Source organism: Kribbella sp. NPDC059898, assembly GCF_042730855.1.
In the GTDB taxonomy this organism is placed as follows: Bacteria; Actinomycetota; Actinomycetes; order Propionibacteriales; family Kribbellaceae; genus Kribbella.
Map to the genome: position 1 here is coordinate 222,331 of NZ_JBHWKR010000005.1, position 17,957 is coordinate 240,287.

Sequence of the window (17,957 nt, forward strand, 5' to 3'; positions counted from 1 at the left end):
GAACAACTTCAAAGGAAAGACTAAGGAAAAGAAAAGATAGAGTGGGGCGCTGGGTGCATGGCCGGGTTTGGCGTGCCGGTGACGGTTGCGGGTACCACTCAACCCTCGGGCTCGATCGCGACGAGATCACCCAGCTTGGGGCTGTACCGGCAGGTCGTCCTTGTGCTGCTGTACCTGCGGCAGAACGTCAGCCAGACGATGCTCGCGGACCAGCCAACCGACCGTGTCGCGGATCTACCGTTCGATCATGCCGCCGCTCGACCAGGTCCTCTGCGTCCACGAACCCGAACTGACCAGCGTGTTCACCTACCGCGACGTCCTCGTCGACGGGACGCTGGTGTCCGACCGGAATCCGCGCGGACAGCAAGCACAACTACTCCAGCAACGCCTGCGGCAAGGGCTGAACATCCAGATCGCGGCCGCCACTGACGGCACCCTCCTGGCGGTATCCACCCCGGTCGCCAGAGGACGTCACGACCGCCGCGCGGTCACCGAGTGCGGCTGGGCACCCGTACTCAACGGCTAAACCTGGAGTCGCCGACGCGGCCTACATCGGCACCACCGCGACCGTCCCGTACAAACGCAGCAAATACCACGACCTCACTGGCTACGAACAGGCCGTCAACAAAACCATCTCCACTCCATGCCAGCGACTCCGGCTATCGACTGGAGACGGTATGTGTCCAGAACCCCGGAACGCCTGATGCCGCCTTCGGTCTCCTCGGCATGCTCCTGGAAACCGACTGCTCGCCTCTCGTAATACCGACCCTGCACCACTTGCGGATGTTCGGCAAACCACTGCAGATCCGCGAGTACCTCGTCCAGAGCGGTCATCAGGTACTGATCGCCTACAAGCAGGCGGGGCGCGGACGTGCTGAGAGGGGACGACTCCTCGTCTCCTCAAGTCCCCTGTTCTCCGCGTCCGTTCCGCCGTTCCACCGGGAGCGGCCGCCGGCCACCTCACGAACCGGCGTGTCGGCCGTCCCCTGGAAGATCGGAGTTCGCCGAATGTCCGTCGTACAGCAACTCGGCATGGTCGCGGCGTACAAGGCGCGCTGGGGGGTGTACCCTCCGGGTCAGTGGAAGAGCGGCCGGTAAGGAGACGCTGAACCACCCCGCAGCCTGAAGATCCAAGGATCCGGCCCGGAACTTGATTCACACCGAGTTCCGGGCCGGCCCTTGTTCTGCTGGAAGAACTTCAACCAAGGGCTACGTGGCGTCCTGTGCCAATGCATTCGCTCTTGTCATCTGTTACCACCGCAAAGGCCCCTGCCGGAACCCCTGGCAGCGAGGCCACTTCACGGGCGGCGCTCAGCAAGATCTCCTCAGATGGTCCAGCGACGAAGAAGACGTACACATCGCCGAGCTCTTCGCCATCGTCGAAGACAACGAAACTGCCATCACTCGCTTCATCGTTGAGAAAGTCTTCGATGACATCGATCCAACCGGTCTGTTCCCTGGGATCGCCAGGCGACGCACCGCTGGCGATATTCAGCGGAACATGGATCTCGACGACTGGTTGCCCCGCGGCCCGGTCCTGACCGATGACGTCCGGTGTTCGGACTGTCCTCGAGGTCTGCGCAGCCGACACCGAATGAGGGTCCGGCGCGCCGACGCTCGTGTCGTCATTGTCTCGAAAGCGAACGTGACTCACAGAAGCTGTGGTTTCGCCACGGAGCTCGCGGAGTCGTCTGCGGCGCAACGTCGCCGCGCTGAGCCGAGCCGGTCGAGCGATGTCTGGGATTTCTGGATGCGGACCCGCGAGCTTCAGCGACTGCTGGGCCCGCGATACGCCGTTCAAGACGGCCGGCAGGGCTAGCAGCCGTCTCTCGTCGGGCTCCAGCCCCTCGAGTTCGTCGAAGTCGACGCGCATCTCCACCAAGTGCCGCTTCCTTCCACGAAGGAAGCGCTCCTTCACCGGCCCGCCGTACCCTGCCCTGACCACGATCATGTGGATCTCAAGCACAGGTGCCTTGCTGATCCGGCGCCACCAACCGAGCCACGACTGGTCCTCCCCAAGGATCTCGATGACCCGGTCGACCTCCTGCAGAAAGCCGTTCTCGGCACCTGATGTGACAGGGTCCACGCCGCCGATGAGCCAGGAGTCGCTGGAGCCGGAAAGCTCAACCATGGGCAAAATCGTAGTCGGTCCGTCGACTAGCCGCACGTTGCCCGGAGTGGCCCAGAACCCCCGAAGCTCTCCTAACTCCTGAGATAGGCGCGGAGCTCCCCAGCATTCACTGAGACCGGCGTGAACGGGGCGGCGGGCGAGCGACTCGGCTTGCTGTGGAGAGCTCGATCGTCGCCTGTTCCAGCTCCAGCGAGAGTTCGGTGACGACTCGGCGGAGGACGGAGTTGGTTGCTCGTTCGTTGGCCAGTTGTTTCCTTGAGTTTGGCCAGTTCCTTCTTGGCTGTGGCGTGTTCGTCGGCGAGTTGCTGCATCGCGAGCGGGGTTGTGTTCTGGGCCTTCACCCCTACTTTGAACTCGTCGATCAGATCGCGATGTTCGTAGATCACGTTGCGGCGCAGGCCGGACTCGGTGATCAATTCTGTGCCTGTGAGTTTCCTCTCGGCCTCGCGTTCGGGTGGGGTGCGGGTCATGCGACTGTTCCTGTGTCATTGGAGCCAGTCCTGCGGGATGCCTCGTGCCGCTGGATGATTTGAATGGCAGGACAACGGGCGAAGGATGCGGGGAAAGATCAGTACCTTCGTGACCGGCAGCGCCTCGATGCCGGCGACGTGAACAACGGCATCAGAGCGTTCTTCGGTATCGACCTCGACATCGCTTCGGTGCCCTGGGCAACCGCACACTGCGACCTGCGCGAGGGCAACCTCACTGGTCCCACGCTCGCCATCCTCGACAGGGAAACCTGGGGCCGAGCACCTGCCGGCTACGGGCGCTCTCGGAGTTCCTGGGCACGCCGATCGGGTATGTCGCCACCCTTGCCGCGGCCACGCGTGTACTCCGGTTTGCTGACGGCGGCGAACTAACCGAGCTGGCTGGACCTGTCCGCCGGCACGCGACGGAGGTCCTCGAACACCTCTGAACCGGGAACGCAAGGGATGCTCTGCTGTCACTGGCCCGTCGAGCCCAGCCATGCGCCACACTCCCACTCAATCTTCTGTTTTCTCTATCCTTTCTTTCCTTCTCTGCTTCTTTCCCTTGTTCTTCGGGTTATCTGGTGACGAGTTGGGTGACGGTGACGAGTTTGTAGCCGCGGGCGCGGAGTTCTCGGACTATGGGGCCTACTGCTTGGGCGGTGTAGGGGGCGTTGTCGCCGCCGTGCATGTGGAGGACGACTATTGAGCCGTTCTGTACGTGGTCCAGGACCTGCTTGATGATCGGCTGTGCCGACTTGGTGAACCCGTCTCCACCCGGCACGTCCCCGCCGACCGCGGTGACGCCGGCTGGTGCGAGTTCGTGCAGGGCGGTCGTGTCGTAGCAGTCACCGGGGAAGCGGAACCACCTGGTCGCGTGTGGATCCACGCGGTCCAGCTCCACGATGGCCCGCCGAACGTCCGACAGCATCTGGCCGGGTGGCACTGTCCCCAGGCCGTAGCAGTTCTTGGTGAATCCGCGGTGATCGTACGTGTGCGTGCCCAGTTCGAAGAGCGGATCTGCTGCCAGCTCCTTGGTCACCTGCGGGTACTGCTCCATCCACATCCCAGTCAGGAACAGGGTGGCCGGAGCGTGCAGTGAGCGAAGCTCCTCGATCAGTGCCTTGTTGTAGTACGACTTGACCTTCCCAGAGACCAACCGTCGCCGCATGAGGGCCGTTAGGTCCGCGTCGAACGTCAACGCGATCTCTTTCCGGTCCCGCGGCCCGTGGTCGAGCAGAGGCATCACCTGAACGTTCTTGGACGTACCAGGCTTCACCTGCACCGGCGCCAGCGTCGGCCGCACCGGCTTCGCCGTACGGACAGGCTCAACCGGCGCACGGGTCTGCGGCACCACTCCCGCCGTCTGCTTGGCGTCACTGCACCCGACAAGCGTCAGTACGAGGGCACCGATCGCAACACGCTTCCCCCAAGTCACCTGCTCACTCTACGGTGAGCGTCAGCCGCTGGATGCCCCAGTTGTCCGCATCCGGGCCTGGCGGGAACCACACGTCGACAATGTCGTCCTTGATCCAGCTCCCGATGTCAGCCGCGTAGCAGTGCCCGTAACCAGGCACGTACAGCCGCGTGCCCCACGGAATGTTCCGGGCGTCCACCGCACAGATCCCGGTGCCCGCGTTGTACCCGAGGGCCGTCTGAGCAACGTCGTTGTACGCCGACACCCGGTACGTCAGCGTCGTACCAGCAGGCAGCCGGTACGCCGCCAGGTGGTTCGAGGAGTCCAGCCGGTACGACGTACTGATCTGGCCGATCGACGACGCGGCCGTGTCCTCGGACGACATCGCGTACACCTGGTAGTGCGCGCCGTCGCACGGGCTCGCGTCCGTGACCTGAAGCGACGGCTGACCCCAGTCGCTGATCCACTGCAACGCCTGCCCGTTCCGGAAGGCCCGGTACGCCTTCGCGCCCGGGACCCGGTCGAACGTGAACGTGACCTTCCCGTCCGTGCCGAGACCACCCGTGATGCCACCGGGGGCCGGCAGCCGGCCGCTGACGTCGTACGGCGGTGCCGTGGTCCCGTTGCCGTGGCCGCCGGACACGGGCCGGTCAGGGATCGGACCGGTGTAGAAGTGCTGACAAGCCGGTAAAGAAGCAGTCGGAGCAGCAACAAGAGAGCTGAAGCTCAACAAGGCAGCGGCAAGAAGATGCATGATGACAAGACCTCCGAGGTGGGGCGGGACCTAGGGGTTTCACCCACCAGTAACGGTCCCGCCGCACCTTTAGTCAAGGTCTTGACGTAAATCAGTGCAAGAGATCGTTTGCCGACCGCAGCACCGGTACGGCGACCTGCTCCGGAGCGCTCGCACCGGTCACGTGGAACGTGTGGCTCTCGCCCGCGGACAGCGTGACGAGGCACGAGTCGACCCGCGCCGCCGCGTCCAGCCGGTCCGGGAACAGCGCCAGGTCCTTCGCCAGCGCGGTCGCGCTCACCGTCACGTCGTACCCGTCGGCGGTCGGGGAGACCGCGGCGGTGTAGGCGTCGGCGGCGAGCTGCAGCTCGGTGTCCTCGACGAAGTACCAGTACGCCGTCTCACCGTCGCCCGCGCGCACCTCCAGGTATTCCTCCGAGGGCTTGCCCGCAACGGCAACAGACTCCGGGAGGTCGTTGACGACCGCGGACCGAGCCGCGATCTCGATCGCGAAGGTCTCCTGGGCCAGCACATCGGCACCGGTGGTCGATCGCCGGCGGACCGTGATCTCCGTCGTCCAGGGCGTGTCGGTGTCGTTGTGCGCGGCAACGACCAGCCCGTCCTCGTGCGGCTGCACGGTGAGCAGCCGGTCGGCGTACACGCGCTTCAGCGCGTACCACAACGGCTTCCGGATGCCGTGCCCGTCGACGGCGGCCCACGAGACGACCGGCCAGTTGTCGTTCAGCTGCCACACGACCGCGCCGGTGTTCAGGGGGAACAGCGACCGGAAGTGCTCGATGCCGTAGGCAACCGCTCGCGCCTGGTTGAGCTGCGTCGTCCAGTGCCAGTCGTCGATGTTCTTCCATACTGGCAGGTGATCCCCGAGCCCACGCTCCAGCTTGAGATTGCCCTCAAAAGCCTTCTGGTGAACGAGCATCTGCGAGCCGTACGGATCGAGCGGCACGTCGTGCACGACCGACGTCAGCGTCGACCACGCCGGCGGCCCCTGGAAACCGAACTCGGAAACGAAGCGCGGCTTGTACTTGCGGTACGTCGTGTAGTCGACCTGGTTCCACACGTCCCAGATGTGCATGGTCCCGTGCCGGTCGTCGTTCGGGTGGATGAACTGGTCGAACGAGTACGGGCTGCCGGCCGAGTACGGCGTCCGCGGGTCCAGCTCTGCCACGACCCGAGGCAGCAGGTCCAGGTAGTACCCGGCGCCCCACGGCCGGCCGGCAAGCGGGACCCGCCAGCTCCACTCGACGTACCCCCAGATGTTCTCGTTGTTGCCGTTCCAGACCGCGAGGCTGGCGTGCTTGCTCAGCCGGGTGACGGCCTCCCGCGCCTCGGCCTCGACCTCGCTCCAGAGCGGCTCGTCCTCGGAGTACGCCGCGCACGCGAACAGGAAGTCCTGCCAGACCAGGATGCCCAGCTCGTCGCAGACGTCGTAGAACTCCTCGCTCTCGTAGATCCCGCCACCCCAGACGCGGAGCAGGTTCATGCCCGCACCGACCGCGTCCTCGATCGAGGTGCGGTACGTCGAGGCGTCCAGCCGGGTGACGAATGCGTCGTCCGGAATCCAGTTCGCGCCCCGGACGTAGATCGGCTTGCCGTTCACGGACAGCACGAACGGGCTCCCGTCGTTGTCCGGGGCAACGTTCACGGCGATGTTCCGGAAGCCGACCCGGCCGTGCCAGTCGTCCTCGTTCAGCGTCACGGTCACGTCGTACAGCGGCTGCTCGCCGTGGCCGCGCGGCCACCAGACGTCCACCGCGGAGACTGGGTTCGTGAGCTCGACTTCCTCGGTTCCGGGCTTGACCGTCACCGACTGTTGCGTACCCCCGACCTCGACGGCCACGGTCGCGTCAGCCGCACCGTCCGCCCAGGCCAGCGAGACGAACGTCTTCAGTACGCCGTCCGTACCGTCCACCTGTGCCAGCGGGCGGACCGCGGAGATGCGGACCCCGGACCAGGACTCGATCCGGACCGGCCGCCAGATGCCCGCGGTCGCGACGTCCGGTCCCCAGTCCCAGCCGAAGTTCGAGGCCATCTTGCGCAACTCGTTGTACGGGTGCAGGTTGGTGTGCGGCCAGCTGCCACGCTTCTCCCGCTCCGCCTCGGCCGCCGTCACCGGACCCTCGAACTCGATCACCAGCTCGTTGTCCCCGGCAACCAGTACGCCGGTGACGTCGAACCGGTACGACCGGTGCTGGTTCGCCGTCCGGCCCAGCTCCTGGCCGTTCAACCTGACGGTCGCGATCGTGTCCAGGCCGTCGGTCACCAGTTCCTGCCGGTCGTTGCCGTCGGCAACCCACGGGAATCTACTCGTGTAGCTCCAGCGGGTCCGGCCGATCCAGTGCAGCTTCGACTCGTTGTCGCCGTCGAACGGGTCCGGGATCTCCCCGGCGGCCAGCAGGTCGGTGTGCACCTCACCGGGCACGGTGGCAGCCACCGCGCGGCCGATCAGGCCGTCGGGCGCCGGACCCTCGACCGCGTGCACGGTCCAGGTGGCACCGCCGGCGGTGGTCAGGTCGAGGGTCTTGAGCGAGGTCACAGTGATGCTCCAGGGGAGATGAACCGGTTTAGTGAAACTGCACTGCTCCCCCTGCCGAACCAGGGGGGAGCAGCTCAGTCGAGGACGTACTGTCGCCAGAGATCGGCGAGCGCCCGATGGCCGGCCGGCGACGGGTGGACGCCGTCACCCGCCAGTGCGGCCGGTCCGGCGGACGCGGCCTGCTTGCTGAGTTCGACGTCGGTCGGCACCAGGATCGCGCCGTACTCGACCGCGAGCTTCCGGACCACCTCGAGCTTCGGGTCGAGGTCCTCGCGCCATGCGTCCTGCCCGTCCTTGACCGGCAGCAGGAACGGCTCCATCAGCACCACCGGACAGGACAGCGGATCGAGCAGCGCGCGGTACGACGCCTCGAAGGACTCCGCCGTCGTCGGGTCGTTCTCGTCGTACCGCCGCCAGGTGTCGTTGATCCCGATCAGGATCGACACCAGCGCCGGGTCGTGGGCCAGCACGTCGTCGGCCCACCGGGCGGCCAGATCGACCGCCCGGTTGCCGCTGATGCCGGTGTTGACGACGGTCGGCCGGTTGTCGCCGAAGTCGTCGTACAGATTGCGGACGTACCCGTCACCGAGCCCGGAGGGATCGGTACGGCGGCCGCAGTCGGTCACCGAGTCCCCGGCGAACACCACGGTCCGCCGGGGGTCCAGAACGATGCTCACAGGGTGGCCGCCGTCACGTCCCAGTCGTCCGGCAGGATCGGCGCCACCTCGACGGTGCTCTGCACGTCGACGAACGCGCCGGTGTCGATCGAGTCGGTGATCGAGGCCATCACGTCGACAATGTGGAACGCCAGCGCCCCGGTCGCCCGGTGCGGCCGGCCGGCCCGGATGGCGCGCGCCATCTCGAGTACGCCGGTACCGCGCTGCGCGACCGCCTTGGTCTCCGCGATCGTCTCCCAGTCCTCCGCACCGCGACGGCGGATCTTGATCGCACCGTCGAACCCGTTCGGGTCCGGTACGGCGAGCGTCGCCTCCGCGCCGGTGATCTCGACGAACCCGCCCCGCGACAGCGGCGAGTCGAAGCTGAAGATGCTCTGCGACGACTGGCCGGATTCGAAGCGAGCGATCGTGCTGACGTGCGTCGGCACGGTCACGTCGAAGTCGGTCCCCGCCAGCGGACCGGATCCGATCGTGCGCTTCTCCTTCGACTTCGAGCCGATCCCCGCGACCGCGGCGACCGGACCGAGCAGCTGCACCAGCGTGGTCAGGTAGTACGGACCGATGTCCCAGAGCGGGCCCGCGCCCTCCTGGAACAGGAACGCCGGGTTCGGGTGCCAGGACTCCGGGCCGGGCGACTGGAACAGCGTCAGCGCGGTCAGCGGCGTACCGATGTCACCGCGCTCGATGATCCGCCGGGACTCCTGCAGCCCCGGGCCGAGGATGGTGTCCGGCGCGCAGCCGAGCCGGACGCCCGCGTCCTTCGCCGTGGCCAGCAACTTGAGGCCGCTGTCCTGGTCCAGGGAGAACGGCTTCTCGCTCCACACGTGCTTGCCGGCGGCAACGGCCGCGAGGGCCACCTCGACGTGCGCGACCGGGATGGTCAGGTTGACCACGATCTCGACGTCCGGGTTGTCCAGCACCACCTCGGGACCCCCGTGGGCCTCGATGCCGTACTCCTTGGCCTTCGCCTCGGCCGCCTCCGGGCGGAGGTCGCCGATCGCGACGACCTTCAGGTCCGGGAAGCTCTGCATGCTCTTGATGTAGGCGTCGGAGATCACTCCGGCGCCGATCACACCTACGCCGACCGCACTCATTCAGGCGCACCCTCTCCGGTGAGGAAGGCGTACGAGCCCTCGACCGCGTCGAAGATCTCGCCGGTGAAGTCGTCCAGCTCGACGACCCGCAGGGCCTGCGGCGCCGCGGCCAGGATGTCCCGGACCGCGATGGTGCCGTCGCCGACCGCGACCTGCGCCTTGTTGTTCAGCGTCCCGTCGCCGTCCTTGACGTGGATCGCGGTGACCCGCTCGCCGAACTTCTTCAGCAGCGCCGGTACGTCGGCACCGCCGACCGCGGCCCAGTACGTGTCGACCTCGAGGATCACGTTGTCGGCCAGGTTGTCGGCCAGGATCTCCAGGCCGTGCGCGCCGTCGATCTTCGCCTCGAGCTCGAACTGGTGGTTGTGGTAGCCGACCGTGATGCCGTGGTCGGCGGCCTCGGCGGCGGCCCTGTTCAGCCCGTCGGCGATCTCCTTGATGCCGTCGGCCGTCTGCCAGCGCGCCGGGTCGGTGTGCGGGTCGATCACCGTGGTGATGCCGAGCCGCTTCGCCGCCGCGTAGATCGGGGCGCTGTCCTCGCGGAGCAGGCCGGCGTGCGTGGTCGGGGCCGAGAGACCGTGCTTGGGCAGCGCCTCGGCGAGGCGATCGGCGAAGGCCGTCACCCCGAAGGGCTCGACCGTCGTGTAGCCGATCTCCGCGATCCGGGCCAGGGTGCCGTCGAAGTCTTCCTCGAGCTTGCCCCGGACCGTGTACAGCTGGAGGGACAGGTGGTCCTTTGCGACCATGGTTTCTCCTTGTCGGCGGCGCGTCGCCCGCTGCCCTTGGGGTTTGCGCCGTCTGATAAGCCGAACCGGTTAAGTAACGAAGGAAACCGTATCCCACGGCGGCCCGTCCACACCACCCTCCGCCCAACGACTGGGCGGTCACCTGAGAGTTTCCCCAGAGGATGGGGTTTGATCAAATGATCACCTTCTGTGGTTGATTGATGACAGAGAGTCTGATCGACGCGCACACTGGAGGTCCGGACCGGTTCGTCCGGGCGCCCGGTGAGGAGGGTGTCGTGGCTCATGTGACGATCAAGGAGATCGCGCGCAGGTGCGGGGTCTCGCAAGGGGCGGTGTCGTACGCCCTCAACAACCGGCCCGGCGTCTCCGCGGCCACCCGGGCGCGGGTGCTGCGGGTCGCCGCCGAGCTGGAATGGGTGCCGAACACGGCCGCCCGGCAACTGTCCGCGGCGCGCAGCGAGACGTTCGGGCTGGTGCTCGCGCGGACCCCGCAGACGCTGGTCGAGGAGCCGTACTTCATGGGCTTCGTCGGTGGCGTCGAGTCGGTCCTCGCGGAGCACTCGTACGCGCTGTCCCTGCAGGTGGTGGCCGACCTCGGCGCGGAGCTCGCGACGTACCGGAAATGGGCCGCCGAGCGCCGGGTGGACGGCGTGATCGTGGTCGACCTGCGGGTCGGCGACCCGCGGATCCCGGTCGTGCGGAAGCTCGGGCTGCCGGCCGTCCTGGTCGGGGATCCGGCGCTGGCGGACGGGATGCCGTGCGTGTGGACGGACAGTACGGCGGCGATGACCGCGGCGCTCGACCACGTCGCGTCGCTCGGGCACCAGCTGATCGCGCGGATCGCCGGACCGCCCGAGTTCGGTGACGTGTGGATCCGCGACCAGGCGTTCGACACCGCCGTACGCCGGCTCGGGCTGACCGCGATCACCCGGCACACCGACTACTCCGCGGCGGCCGGAGCCGAGGCGACCCGGGAGTTACTGGCCGGGCGGCCGACCGCGATCGTCTACGACAACGACCTGATGGCGGTCGCCGGACTCGCGGTCGCGCAGGCGCTCGGCCTTCGCATCCCGGACGACGTCACGCTGGTCGCCTGGGACGACTCGACGCTCTGCCGGATCACGCACCCGACGCTGACCGCCCTCAGCCACAACGTCGTCGGGTACGGCGCCGAGGTCGCACGCCGCCTCTTTGACGTACAGGCCGGCGCCCAGCCGCGGGCCCACCTGTACTCGACGCCACTACTGATCATCCGGGAGAGCTCGGCGCGGTGCAGGCCGTGACGGTGACCGGTACGCCGTTGACCGCGGCGGTGCCGGCGGTCGGATCGGTGAACGCGGAGTCGGTGATGTCGTTGATGCTCGGGCCGGCGACCTGATTCGCTACGGTCAGCCGGGCGCCGTCGCGGTTGTGGCCGAAGCCGTGGGGCAGGCTGACTACGCCGGGCATGATGTCGTTGCTGGCGGCAACTTCTACGGAGATCGAGCCGGCCGCGGAGGTGATCGTGACGAGCTGGCCGTCGGCGAGGTCGCGGTCGGCCAGGTCGTGCGGGTGCATCAGCAACTGGTGCCGCGGCCGGCCTTTCACCAGCCGGGCGGAGTTGTGCATCCAGGAGTTGTTGTTCCGCAGATGCCGGCGGCCGATCAGCAACAGTTCGTCCGTGGACAACGGCTGCAGGGCGTCCAGCCGGGGGAGGTCGTCGAGGATCATCCGTTGCGCGAGGTCGATCCGCTTGGCCGACTTCTGTAGTGCTCCGGGTAACGCGGGCTGTAACGGGCCGAGGTCGATCCCGCCGGGCGAGCGGCGCAGCTTCCCGACCGACAGCCGGTACGGCCCGATCCGTAGCCCGGCGTCGACGATCCAGCGCGGCGGGACCCGCAGCCGCGCCGTCGCCTCGGCACGACGCCGGCTCCAGGGAGTACGCCGTACGAGCGCGAGCCCGAGGTCGCGGAAGATCTCCCAGTCGTGCCGTGCCGCCGCGGGCTTCGGGAGGACGGCGTCGTTCCAGCGGGCCGTGTTCCGGACCGCGAGCTGGTGGAAGACGATGTCGTAGTGGTCGCGCTCGAGCGGCGGCGCGGGCGGCAGGATCACGTCGGCGTGCCGGGTCGTCTCGTTGATGTACGGATCGACCGCGACCATGAAGTCCAGCGACCCGAGCGCCTCGTCCAGCCGGCGCCCGTCCGGGGTCGACAGCACCGGGTTGCCGGCCACCGTCACCAGCGCCCGGATCTGCCCGTCGCCGGGCGTCAGGATTTCCTCGGCCATCGTCGACACCGGCAGTTCCCCGCCGAACTCGGGCAGCCCGCGGACCCGGCTCTTCCACACCCCGACGTGCCCGCGGCCCAGGCCGAGCAGCGTGTTCACCGCCGGCCGCGGGAACATCGTGCCGCCGGGCCGGTCGAGGTTCCCGGTGATGATGTTGAGCACCTGGATCGCCCACTGGCAGATCGCCCCGAACTGCTGCGTCGACACCCCGACCCGTCCGTAACAGGCGGCTCGCCCGGCCGTCGCGAACTCGGTCGCCACCCGCCGGATCACGTCGGCCGGGATCCCGGTGATCGCGGCGCTGCGTTCCGGCGTCCACTTCTCCACCGCGGCCTCGACCGTCGCCAGCCCGTCGACGTACGCCGCAGGATGCGCCAATCCCTGCGAGATCACCTCGTGGATCACTGCGAGCAGGAATGCCGCATCCGTTCCCGGACGGACGAAATGGTGTTCGTCGGAAACCGCCGCCGTTTCGGTCCGGCGCGGATCGACGACGACCACCTTTCCGCCGCGTTTCCGCACCTCCTTCAAACGTCGTCCGAAACCCGGCGCGGTCATCATGCTGCCGTTCGACGCGAGCGGATTCGCGCCGAGCATCAACAGGTACGACGTCCGGTCGATGTCCGGGACGGGGACCATCAACTGGTGCCCGTAGAGCAGGTACGACGACAGCATCTGCGGCAGCTGGTCGATCGACGTCGCGCTGAACTTGTTCCGGGTCCGCAGCTGCCGGACCATCGTCGGCATGTGCGTGAGCGCGCCGAGGCTGTGCACGTTGGGGTTGCCCAGGTAGACGCCGACGGCGTTCCGTCCGTACTCGCGCTGGATCCCGGTCAGCCGCTCGGCGATCAGCTCGTACGCCGCGTCCCAGCCGATCGGCTGCCAGCCGTCGGAGCTCCGGCGTACCGGCGTCGTCAACCGGTCCGGGTCGTCCTGGAGATCGCGGAGCGCGACCGCCTTCGGGCAGATGTGACCGTGGGACAGCGGATCCGACTCGTCACCGCGGATGTCGGTGACCCGGCCGTCCTCGACCGTCACCAGCACTCCGCAGATCGCTTCGCACAGGTTGCAGGACGTCCGCCGTACGGTCATCCCTTCAAACTACCCTCGGGTAGCCGCGGCCGCTACGAGTCGAAGCGTGCCTCGTCGAGCCGGCCGAGGATCGCGTCCACGGTCTCGCCGACCGACAGGTCCGAGTTGTCCAGCCACAACCCGCGCCGCGGACTGAACGCGTGCAGCTCGTAGTCGAGCTCGTCGACCAGATGATGCGCTCCGCCGAGCCGGCTGGAGATCACCTCCGGCCGCGGCGTCAGGACGACGAGGTACCGCGGCCTGGTCCGGATCCCGTCCAGGAACTCGCGCAGCAACTCACCGATCACCACGTCCTGCAGTACGACGGTGAACCCGGCGCGCGCGTACTCGTCGGCGGCCAGGCAGGCCAGCCGGTAGCGCAGCTGCAACTGGTGCTGCGCCGCGATCACGTCGTCGGCCATCGAGGCCTGCCCACTGACGATCATCCGCCGGAAAACGTCCCCCCGCAGATGCACGCCGTACTCGAACCTCTCGGCGAGCATCTGGGACACCGACGACTTCCCCGCCGCCATGATTCCGCTGACGACGATCACCCCCTCGGACTCCATGCCGCGATCGTGCCACGTGCCGCCGCGGTTTAGTCCTGACGATCGGCGATTCTTGTCGAAAACAAGGGGTGTCAGGCCAGCAGTGACTCGATGTGGTGCCGCATCAACTGACGGACACGAGTCGGTGTGGTGCGTTCGGGCTGGATCGCCGCGTGCAGGGCGAGCCCGTCGAGCAGGGCGTGCAACCGCTCGACCTCACGCCGTACGTCGAGGCCGTCCTTCAGCAACCCCTCGTCCGCGAGTGCGCGGATCAGCGACGTACACAGTTCACGCAGTTGGTTGTGCACGGTCTCCGTATGGGTGTGCAGTGTGCCCGCGCCGGTCTCGGCCTGGGCCTGCGCCATGAACGCGAGCCAGATGTCGAACTCCGCGCGCCGTTCCGCGTCCAGCGGCAGCACTTCGTCGAGGTAGCGCAGCACGATGTTCGGCACGCTGCCCTTCGGCGCGATCGCGCCGATCCGCTCGGTCACCCGGCGCGATACCAGGTCCATCGCGAAGCTGAGCAGCCCGTCCTGGTCGGGGAAGTAGTAGCGCACCGCGCCCGCGGACCAGCCTGCCTCGGCCGCGATGGTGCGCACCGACGCGGCCCGGATCCCGTCCCGGCGGACCACCCGCCAGAGCGCTTCGGCGATCTCCTCGCGGCGGGCGGCGTGGTCGACGATCTTCGGCATGGAATCCTTTTTAGCACACCTGTGTTAGTCTGGTTTACAACACAGTCGTACTTAAACAATCCCGGAAGGGGACGACCCGTGCTGCTCGCAGTGATCGCCGCGTGTGAGATCGGCTTCTGGGTGTTGCTGGCCGCCGGCCTGGTGACGCGGTACCTGCTACGGCTGCGCCGGACCGGGATGGTGCTGCTCGCCGCCGTACCGCTGGTCGACGTGGTGCTGCTGGTCGCGAGCGTCGTCGACATCCAGCGTGGTGCGGCGCCGTCGTTCAAGCACTCGCTGGCCGCGATCTTCGTCGGCGTCAGCGTCGGCTTCGGCCACCAGACGCTGAAGTGGGCGGACAAGTGGGCGGCGCACTTCCTGGCCGGTGCGTCGCGCCCGCCGAAGCTGCCGAAGAAGGGACCGGAGCGCGCGCGGCACGAACGCGCCGGCTGGTTCCGGCACCTGATCTCGTACGGCGTCGGCGTCGGCATCATGCTGCTCCTCGGCCTGCTCTCCGGTCGCGGCTGGGACGCGCTGCTGGCGCCGGCCGGACCGTGGACGCTGGTGCTGGTGATCGACGCGATCGTGTCGTTCAGCTACTCGTTCGGCCGCACCGCGGAAAAGCAGTCGGTCTGACGTCCACGGTTCGCGCGGTCACTCGTCGTACATTTCCGGCATGACAACGGTTGGGCGGATCTGGGCTGCGGTGACCGGGCTGATCGTCGTGCTGGGGATCGTGATCCAGCTGATCGTCACCGCGAACGGGCACGAGGGGTTCTTCCCGGACAACCCGGAGCGCGTCTTCAACGTGTTCGCGTACTTCACCATCCAGTCGAACCTGCTGCTCGGCGGTACGGCGCTGCTGCTCGCGGCGCAGCCGGATCGCCCGGAGAGCACCCTGTTCAGGACGCTGCGGCTGAACGGCGTGCTCTGCATCGCGGTCACCGGCATCGTCTACCACGCGGTGCTCGCCGGCCTCGACAACCTGCACGGCGGGGCAGCGGTCGCGAACTTCCTGCTGCACACCGCCGCCCCGGTGGCCGGCGTACTGGGCTGGTTGCTGTTCGGCCCGCGCGGCACGATCGACTGGCGGATCGTCGGCTGGTCGATCGTGTACCCGCTGCTCTGGCTGGTGTTCACGCTGGTCCGCGGCGCGTTCGTGCACTTCTATCCGTACCCGTTCGTCGACGTCGACGAGCACGGGTACGGACGGGTGCTGCTGAACTGTCTGCTGGTGGCGGTACTGTTCCTGGCTCTGGCGGCCGGGGCGAACGCCCTCGACGGCCGCTTGCACCGGAAGAGAACCGTCGAAAGGTAGACCCGTGCTGGTGACCTCGCGCTCGTACGCCGAGTACGAAGCGATGTTCGACCTGAAGGAACTCCCCGACTCCGTGCTCGACTGCTGCGCGGGAGGCGCCGGCTTCACCGCCGAGGCCGCGGCCCGCGGGGTGGACGCGATCGCCGCCGATCCGGCGTACGAGCTGGATCATCCCGAGCTCGTCGACAGCGTCCGCAAGAGCCTGCCGGCGACGTCCGGGATCGTGGACGAGCACCAGGGGAGTTTCGTCTGGCACTGGTACGGATCGCCGGAACGGAAGGACCAGTACCGGATCGAGGCGGCGGACCGGTTCCTGCAGGACGTGGCGGCGGCGCCGGAGCGGTACGTCGCCGCCGGGCTGCCGGAGCTGCCGTTCGGCGACCGCCGGTTCGAGCTGGTGCTGTGCTCGCACCTGCTTTTCACGTGGGCCGACAAGTACGACCGGGACTGGCACGCGGCCGCGTTGCGGGAGCTGATCCGGGTCAGCAACGCCGAGGTGCGGATCTTCCCGCTGGTGCTGCAGGGTGCCGGCGAGCCGATCGGCTGGCTGCCGGAGTTGCTGGCATCGCTCGAGGGCGTGACCTGCGAGATCCGCAAGGTCCCCTACGAGTTCCAGGTCGGTGCGAACGAGATGCTGGTGATCACGCGCGACTGACGCGGTCCGGGGTGCCGGGCAGGCGGTGGGAGGACGGTCGACCTACCGCCCGCCCGGCATCACCGGGTCAGCGAAGGAACCGGCCGCAGACCGGCCACGGGGAGGCGCCGCGCTGCGAGTACAGCTTCTTCGCCCGCATCAGCTGCTCGCCGGCCGACGCGTTCGTCGGGTTGCCGGAGCCGCCGACGCTGCGCCAGGTCTGCAGGTCGAACTGGAACAGGCCGTAGTAGCCGCCGGAGTTCACCGCGCGCGGATTGCCGCTGGACTCACAGTTCGCGACCTTGGCCCAGGCGCCGCTGAGGTTCGCCTTGCCGCCGCCGCCGTTGCCCGCCTGCGGGCGGTCCGCGGAACGGCTGGTCCGGTTCGAGTCGGACTTCTTCGTCTTCGAGTCGCCGGAGTCCGACTTGCGGGTTTCCGCCTTCGGGGTGACCCGGGGGGTCTGGTCCTCGCTGGCGGAGGGGGTGCCGGCGAGGGTCAGGGTCTGCCCGATCAGGATCAGGTTCGGGTCCTGAAGGTGGTTCAGGCGGGCCAGCTGGTGCCAGTCGGCGCCGTTGGCCTGGGCGATCTGCGAGAGCGTGTCGCCGGCCTTGACCGTGTAGTTGTCGGCCGCGAAGGCCGAGGCCGCTCCCACGGCGGTGATACCGGCTCCCAGACCGGCGATGGAAATGGTTCTGGCCACCCGGCGAGTGCTTCGCCGGGCGCGCGCATGTCGAGCCTTGGACATCTGAAACTGCTCCTTGTGAACTTGGGCATGGTGGAGCACACCAGGCCCCCCGTGCAGGGGTGGGGGCAATCGGACCCGTTTCACTGCAGGTAACAGGACAGCGTCCGAATGGTCACGCCCCGGTAACGGCGCGACCTGAGTCATCCTCGGTGAGGTTCTCCGGAAACGCAACCCCAGATCGGAATCTGCCCCGAACTTTTTCCATTCGCTGAGGTTCCGAAACCCCAACAACAGAACGGTTTCCGGCCCTGACACGCCGATTCGCGGGGGGCTGAAACCGATCGGTTTAGATGTGCTCGAAATAACGTTCCGGGACCAGCTCCACGGTCAGATTCCGGACCGTTTCACGCTCAGCATCCGGCCACGACTCCCACACCTCGCGGGCCCACCTGAGCAGGGTCGACTCAACTTCGTCGACGCCGCCGGCGGTGAGTACGTCGTACGCCGTCAGCTCGCCGGCCCGGGCCGGCGGGACGAGCCGCGGCCAGTCGTCGTACGAGTTCGCCATGATGCCGTGCGCGGTCCGGACCGCGACGTTCCCGGAGCCGCGTTCGAGGAACATGTAGAGGCCGTTCAGGGCGAACACCGGGCCGATCGGCGGGGCGTCCGGGTGGACGTGCTGGGCGCCGTACGCGTCGATCCGGAGCTGGTGCAGGTAGCCGAGCCGGGCGGCGTGCTCGACCTCGAAGCCGAGCAGCTCGCCGGCGACCTCCGTGCACTCCGGGGTCGCGTTGTACTTCGTGGTCCCCGGCCACTCGGAGCGGGGCAGTACGGCGCGGCAGCCTGGACAAACTGTCGACGCGTGCGTGTCATCCGGGGAGTTCACTCGTTGATCGAAGCACGGGTACCGCCGCCCGGCATGTGAGTTTCGTCGCTGGGGGCGGCT

Annotated in this window: 19 protein-coding genes; 6 read left to right on the top strand and 13 right to left on the bottom strand. The window is 67.8% G+C overall.

Features of this window, described 5'->3' with window-relative positions; genetic code table 11:
- Positions 1-247 precede the first annotated feature (247 nt).
- Both ACFV9C_RS18200 and ACFV9C_RS18205 read left to right on the top strand, forming a co-directional pair.
- On the top strand, positions 248-526 hold the full coding sequence (locus ACFV9C_RS18200; protein WP_380194974.1) for a hypothetical protein: 279 nt from the start codon (positions 248-250) through the stop codon (positions 524-526).
- Positions 527-783: 257 nt separating this feature from the next.
- Positions 784-1,098, top strand: a complete 315-nt coding sequence (locus tag ACFV9C_RS18205; RefSeq protein ID WP_380194976.1) for a hypothetical protein — start codon at positions 784-786, stop codon at positions 1,096-1,098.
- 100 nt (positions 1,099-1,198) lie between these two features.
- Here the strand turns inward: ACFV9C_RS18205 and ACFV9C_RS18210 are convergent, their stop codons facing one another.
- From ACFV9C_RS18210 to ACFV9C_RS18245, 8 genes are all read right to left on the bottom strand, one after another.
- Positions 1,199-2,131 (bottom strand): hypothetical protein, encoded by a 933-nt coding sequence (locus tag ACFV9C_RS18210; RefSeq protein ID WP_380194978.1) that lies wholly within the window; start codon positions 2,129-2,131, stop codon positions 1,199-1,201.
- 71 nt (positions 2,132-2,202) lie between these two features.
- Entirely contained in the window at positions 2,203-2,601 is a 399-nt protein-coding gene (locus ACFV9C_RS18215) for a hypothetical protein (RefSeq protein WP_380194979.1), read from the bottom strand.
- Positions 2,602-3,175: 574 nt separating this feature from the next.
- Complete coding sequence (locus ACFV9C_RS18220; protein ID WP_380194981.1) at positions 3,176-4,036, bottom strand: polysaccharide deacetylase family protein; 861 nt, start codon at positions 4,034-4,036, stop codon at positions 3,176-3,178.
- Between the two features lie 4 nt (positions 4,037-4,040).
- The gene (locus tag ACFV9C_RS18225; RefSeq protein ID WP_380194983.1) at positions 4,041-4,769 is read right to left on the bottom strand and encodes a 3D domain-containing protein; all 729 of its coding nucleotides are present in this window, start codon (positions 4,767-4,769) and stop codon (positions 4,041-4,043) included.
- 91 nt (positions 4,770-4,860) lie between these two features.
- Positions 4,861-7,302 carry a glycoside hydrolase family 2 protein gene (locus ACFV9C_RS18230; protein WP_380194985.1) on the bottom strand — a complete coding sequence of 814 codons (2,442 nt, stop codon included), beginning with the start codon at positions 7,300-7,302 and terminating at the stop codon, positions 4,861-4,863.
- 74 nt (positions 7,303-7,376) lie between these two features.
- Positions 7,377-7,979 carry an SGNH/GDSL hydrolase family protein gene (locus tag ACFV9C_RS18235; protein WP_380194987.1) on the bottom strand — a complete coding sequence of 201 codons (603 nt, stop codon included), beginning with the start codon at positions 7,977-7,979 and terminating at the stop codon, positions 7,377-7,379.
- Positions 7,976-9,073: a Gfo/Idh/MocA family protein gene (locus ACFV9C_RS18240; protein ID WP_380194989.1), complete on the bottom strand. Its 1,098-nt coding sequence runs from the start codon at positions 9,071-9,073 to the stop codon at positions 7,976-7,978. Before ACFV9C_RS18240 ends, ACFV9C_RS18235 begins: the two co-directional genes overlap by 4 nt.
- Positions 9,070-9,819, bottom strand: coding sequence for a sugar phosphate isomerase/epimerase family protein (locus ACFV9C_RS18245; protein WP_380194991.1), 750 nt, complete (start codon positions 9,817-9,819; stop codon positions 9,070-9,072). Before ACFV9C_RS18245 ends, ACFV9C_RS18240 begins: the two co-directional genes overlap by 4 nt.
- Before the next feature lie 200 nt (positions 9,820-10,019).
- On the opposite strand from ACFV9C_RS18245, the gene ACFV9C_RS18250 reads away from it, so the two are divergent.
- Entirely contained in the window at positions 10,020-11,102 is a 1,083-nt protein-coding gene (locus ACFV9C_RS18250) for a LacI family DNA-binding transcriptional regulator (protein ID WP_380194993.1), read from the top strand.
- On the opposite strand, the gene ACFV9C_RS18255 is transcribed toward ACFV9C_RS18250, so the two are convergent.
- The 3 genes from ACFV9C_RS18255 to ACFV9C_RS18265 form a co-directional block, all read right to left on the bottom strand.
- Positions 11,068-13,176 (bottom strand): molybdopterin-dependent oxidoreductase, encoded by a 2,109-nt coding sequence (locus tag ACFV9C_RS18255; protein ID WP_380194995.1) that lies wholly within the window; start codon positions 13,174-13,176, stop codon positions 11,068-11,070. The genes ACFV9C_RS18250 and ACFV9C_RS18255 overlap by 35 nt on opposite strands.
- A 32-nt stretch (positions 13,177-13,208) precedes the next feature.
- Positions 13,209-13,724: an AAA family ATPase gene (locus tag ACFV9C_RS18260; protein ID WP_380194996.1), complete on the bottom strand. Its 516-nt coding sequence runs from the start codon at positions 13,722-13,724 to the stop codon at positions 13,209-13,211.
- Between the two features lie 71 nt (positions 13,725-13,795).
- Entirely contained in the window at positions 13,796-14,395 is a 600-nt protein-coding gene (locus ACFV9C_RS18265; RefSeq protein WP_380194998.1) for a TetR/AcrR family transcriptional regulator, read from the bottom strand.
- Between the two features lie 78 nt (positions 14,396-14,473).
- On the opposite strand from ACFV9C_RS18265, the gene ACFV9C_RS18270 reads away from it, so the two are divergent.
- The 3 genes from ACFV9C_RS18270 to ACFV9C_RS18280 are packed head-to-tail and all read left to right on the top strand — an operon-like array spanning position 14,474 to position 16,347.
- On the top strand, positions 14,474-15,010 hold the full coding sequence (locus ACFV9C_RS18270; protein WP_380195000.1) for a hypothetical protein: 537 nt from the start codon (positions 14,474-14,476) through the stop codon (positions 15,008-15,010).
- 40 nt (positions 15,011-15,050) lie between these two features.
- A complete protein-coding gene (locus ACFV9C_RS18275) occupies positions 15,051-15,692 on the top strand; it encodes a Pr6Pr family membrane protein (RefSeq protein ID WP_380195001.1) in 642 nt (213 codons plus the stop codon).
- A gap of 4 nt (positions 15,693-15,696) precedes the next feature.
- On the top strand, positions 15,697-16,347 hold the full coding sequence (locus tag ACFV9C_RS18280) for a hypothetical protein (RefSeq protein ID WP_380195003.1): 651 nt from the start codon (positions 15,697-15,699) through the stop codon (positions 16,345-16,347).
- 67 nt (positions 16,348-16,414) lie between these two features.
- On the opposite strand, the gene ACFV9C_RS18285 is transcribed toward ACFV9C_RS18280, so the two are convergent.
- Both ACFV9C_RS18285 and ACFV9C_RS18290 read right to left on the bottom strand, forming a co-directional pair.
- On the bottom strand, positions 16,415-17,026 hold the full coding sequence (locus ACFV9C_RS18285; RefSeq protein ID WP_380195004.1) for a transglycosylase family protein: 612 nt from the start codon (positions 17,024-17,026) through the stop codon (positions 16,415-16,417).
- 331 nt (positions 17,027-17,357) lie between these two features.
- On the bottom strand, positions 17,358-17,897 hold the full coding sequence (locus ACFV9C_RS18290) for a DUF5946 family protein (RefSeq protein WP_380195005.1): 540 nt from the start codon (positions 17,895-17,897) through the stop codon (positions 17,358-17,360).
- Between the last annotated feature and the right edge of the window lie 60 nt (positions 17,898-17,957).

Excerpts from the sequence above, each read along its gene's own strand:
- ACFV9C_RS18245 (WP_380194991.1), bottom strand. The coding sequence starts at position 9,819 with ATGGTCGCAAAGGACCACCTGTCCCTCCAGCTGTACACGGTCCGGGGC.
- ACFV9C_RS18250 (WP_380194993.1), top strand. The coding sequence starts at position 10,020 with ATGACAGAGAGTCTGATCGACGCGCACACTGGAGGTCCGGACCGGTTC.
- ACFV9C_RS18260 (WP_380194996.1), bottom strand. The coding sequence starts at position 13,724 with ATGGAGTCCGAGGGGGTGATCGTCGTCAGCGGAATCATGGCGGCGGGG.
- ACFV9C_RS18275 (WP_380195001.1), top strand. The coding sequence starts at position 15,051 with ATGACAACGGTTGGGCGGATCTGGGCTGCGGTGACCGGGCTGATCGTC.
- ACFV9C_RS18265 (WP_380194998.1), bottom strand. The coding sequence starts at position 14,395 with ATGCCGAAGATCGTCGACCACGCCGCCCGCCGCGAGGAGATCGCCGAA.
- ACFV9C_RS18200 (WP_380194974.1), top strand. The coding sequence starts at position 248 with ATGCCGCCGCTCGACCAGGTCCTCTGCGTCCACGAACCCGAACTGACC.
- ACFV9C_RS18210 (WP_380194978.1), bottom strand. The coding sequence starts at position 2,131 with ATGGTTGAGCTTTCCGGCTCCAGCGACTCCTGGCTCATCGGCGGCGTG.
- ACFV9C_RS18215 (WP_380194979.1), bottom strand. The coding sequence starts at position 2,601 with ATGACCCGCACCCCACCCGAACGCGAGGCCGAGAGGAAACTCACAGGC.
- ACFV9C_RS18205 (WP_380194976.1), top strand. The coding sequence starts at position 784 with ATGTTCGGCAAACCACTGCAGATCCGCGAGTACCTCGTCCAGAGCGGT.
- ACFV9C_RS18225 (WP_380194983.1), bottom strand. The coding sequence starts at position 4,769 with ATGCATCTTCTTGCCGCTGCCTTGTTGAGCTTCAGCTCTCTTGTTGCT.
- ACFV9C_RS18240 (WP_380194989.1), bottom strand. The coding sequence starts at position 9,073 with ATGAGTGCGGTCGGCGTAGGTGTGATCGGCGCCGGAGTGATCTCCGAC.
- ACFV9C_RS18255 (WP_380194995.1), bottom strand. The coding sequence starts at position 13,176 with ATGACCGTACGGCGGACGTCCTGCAACCTGTGCGAAGCGATCTGCGGA.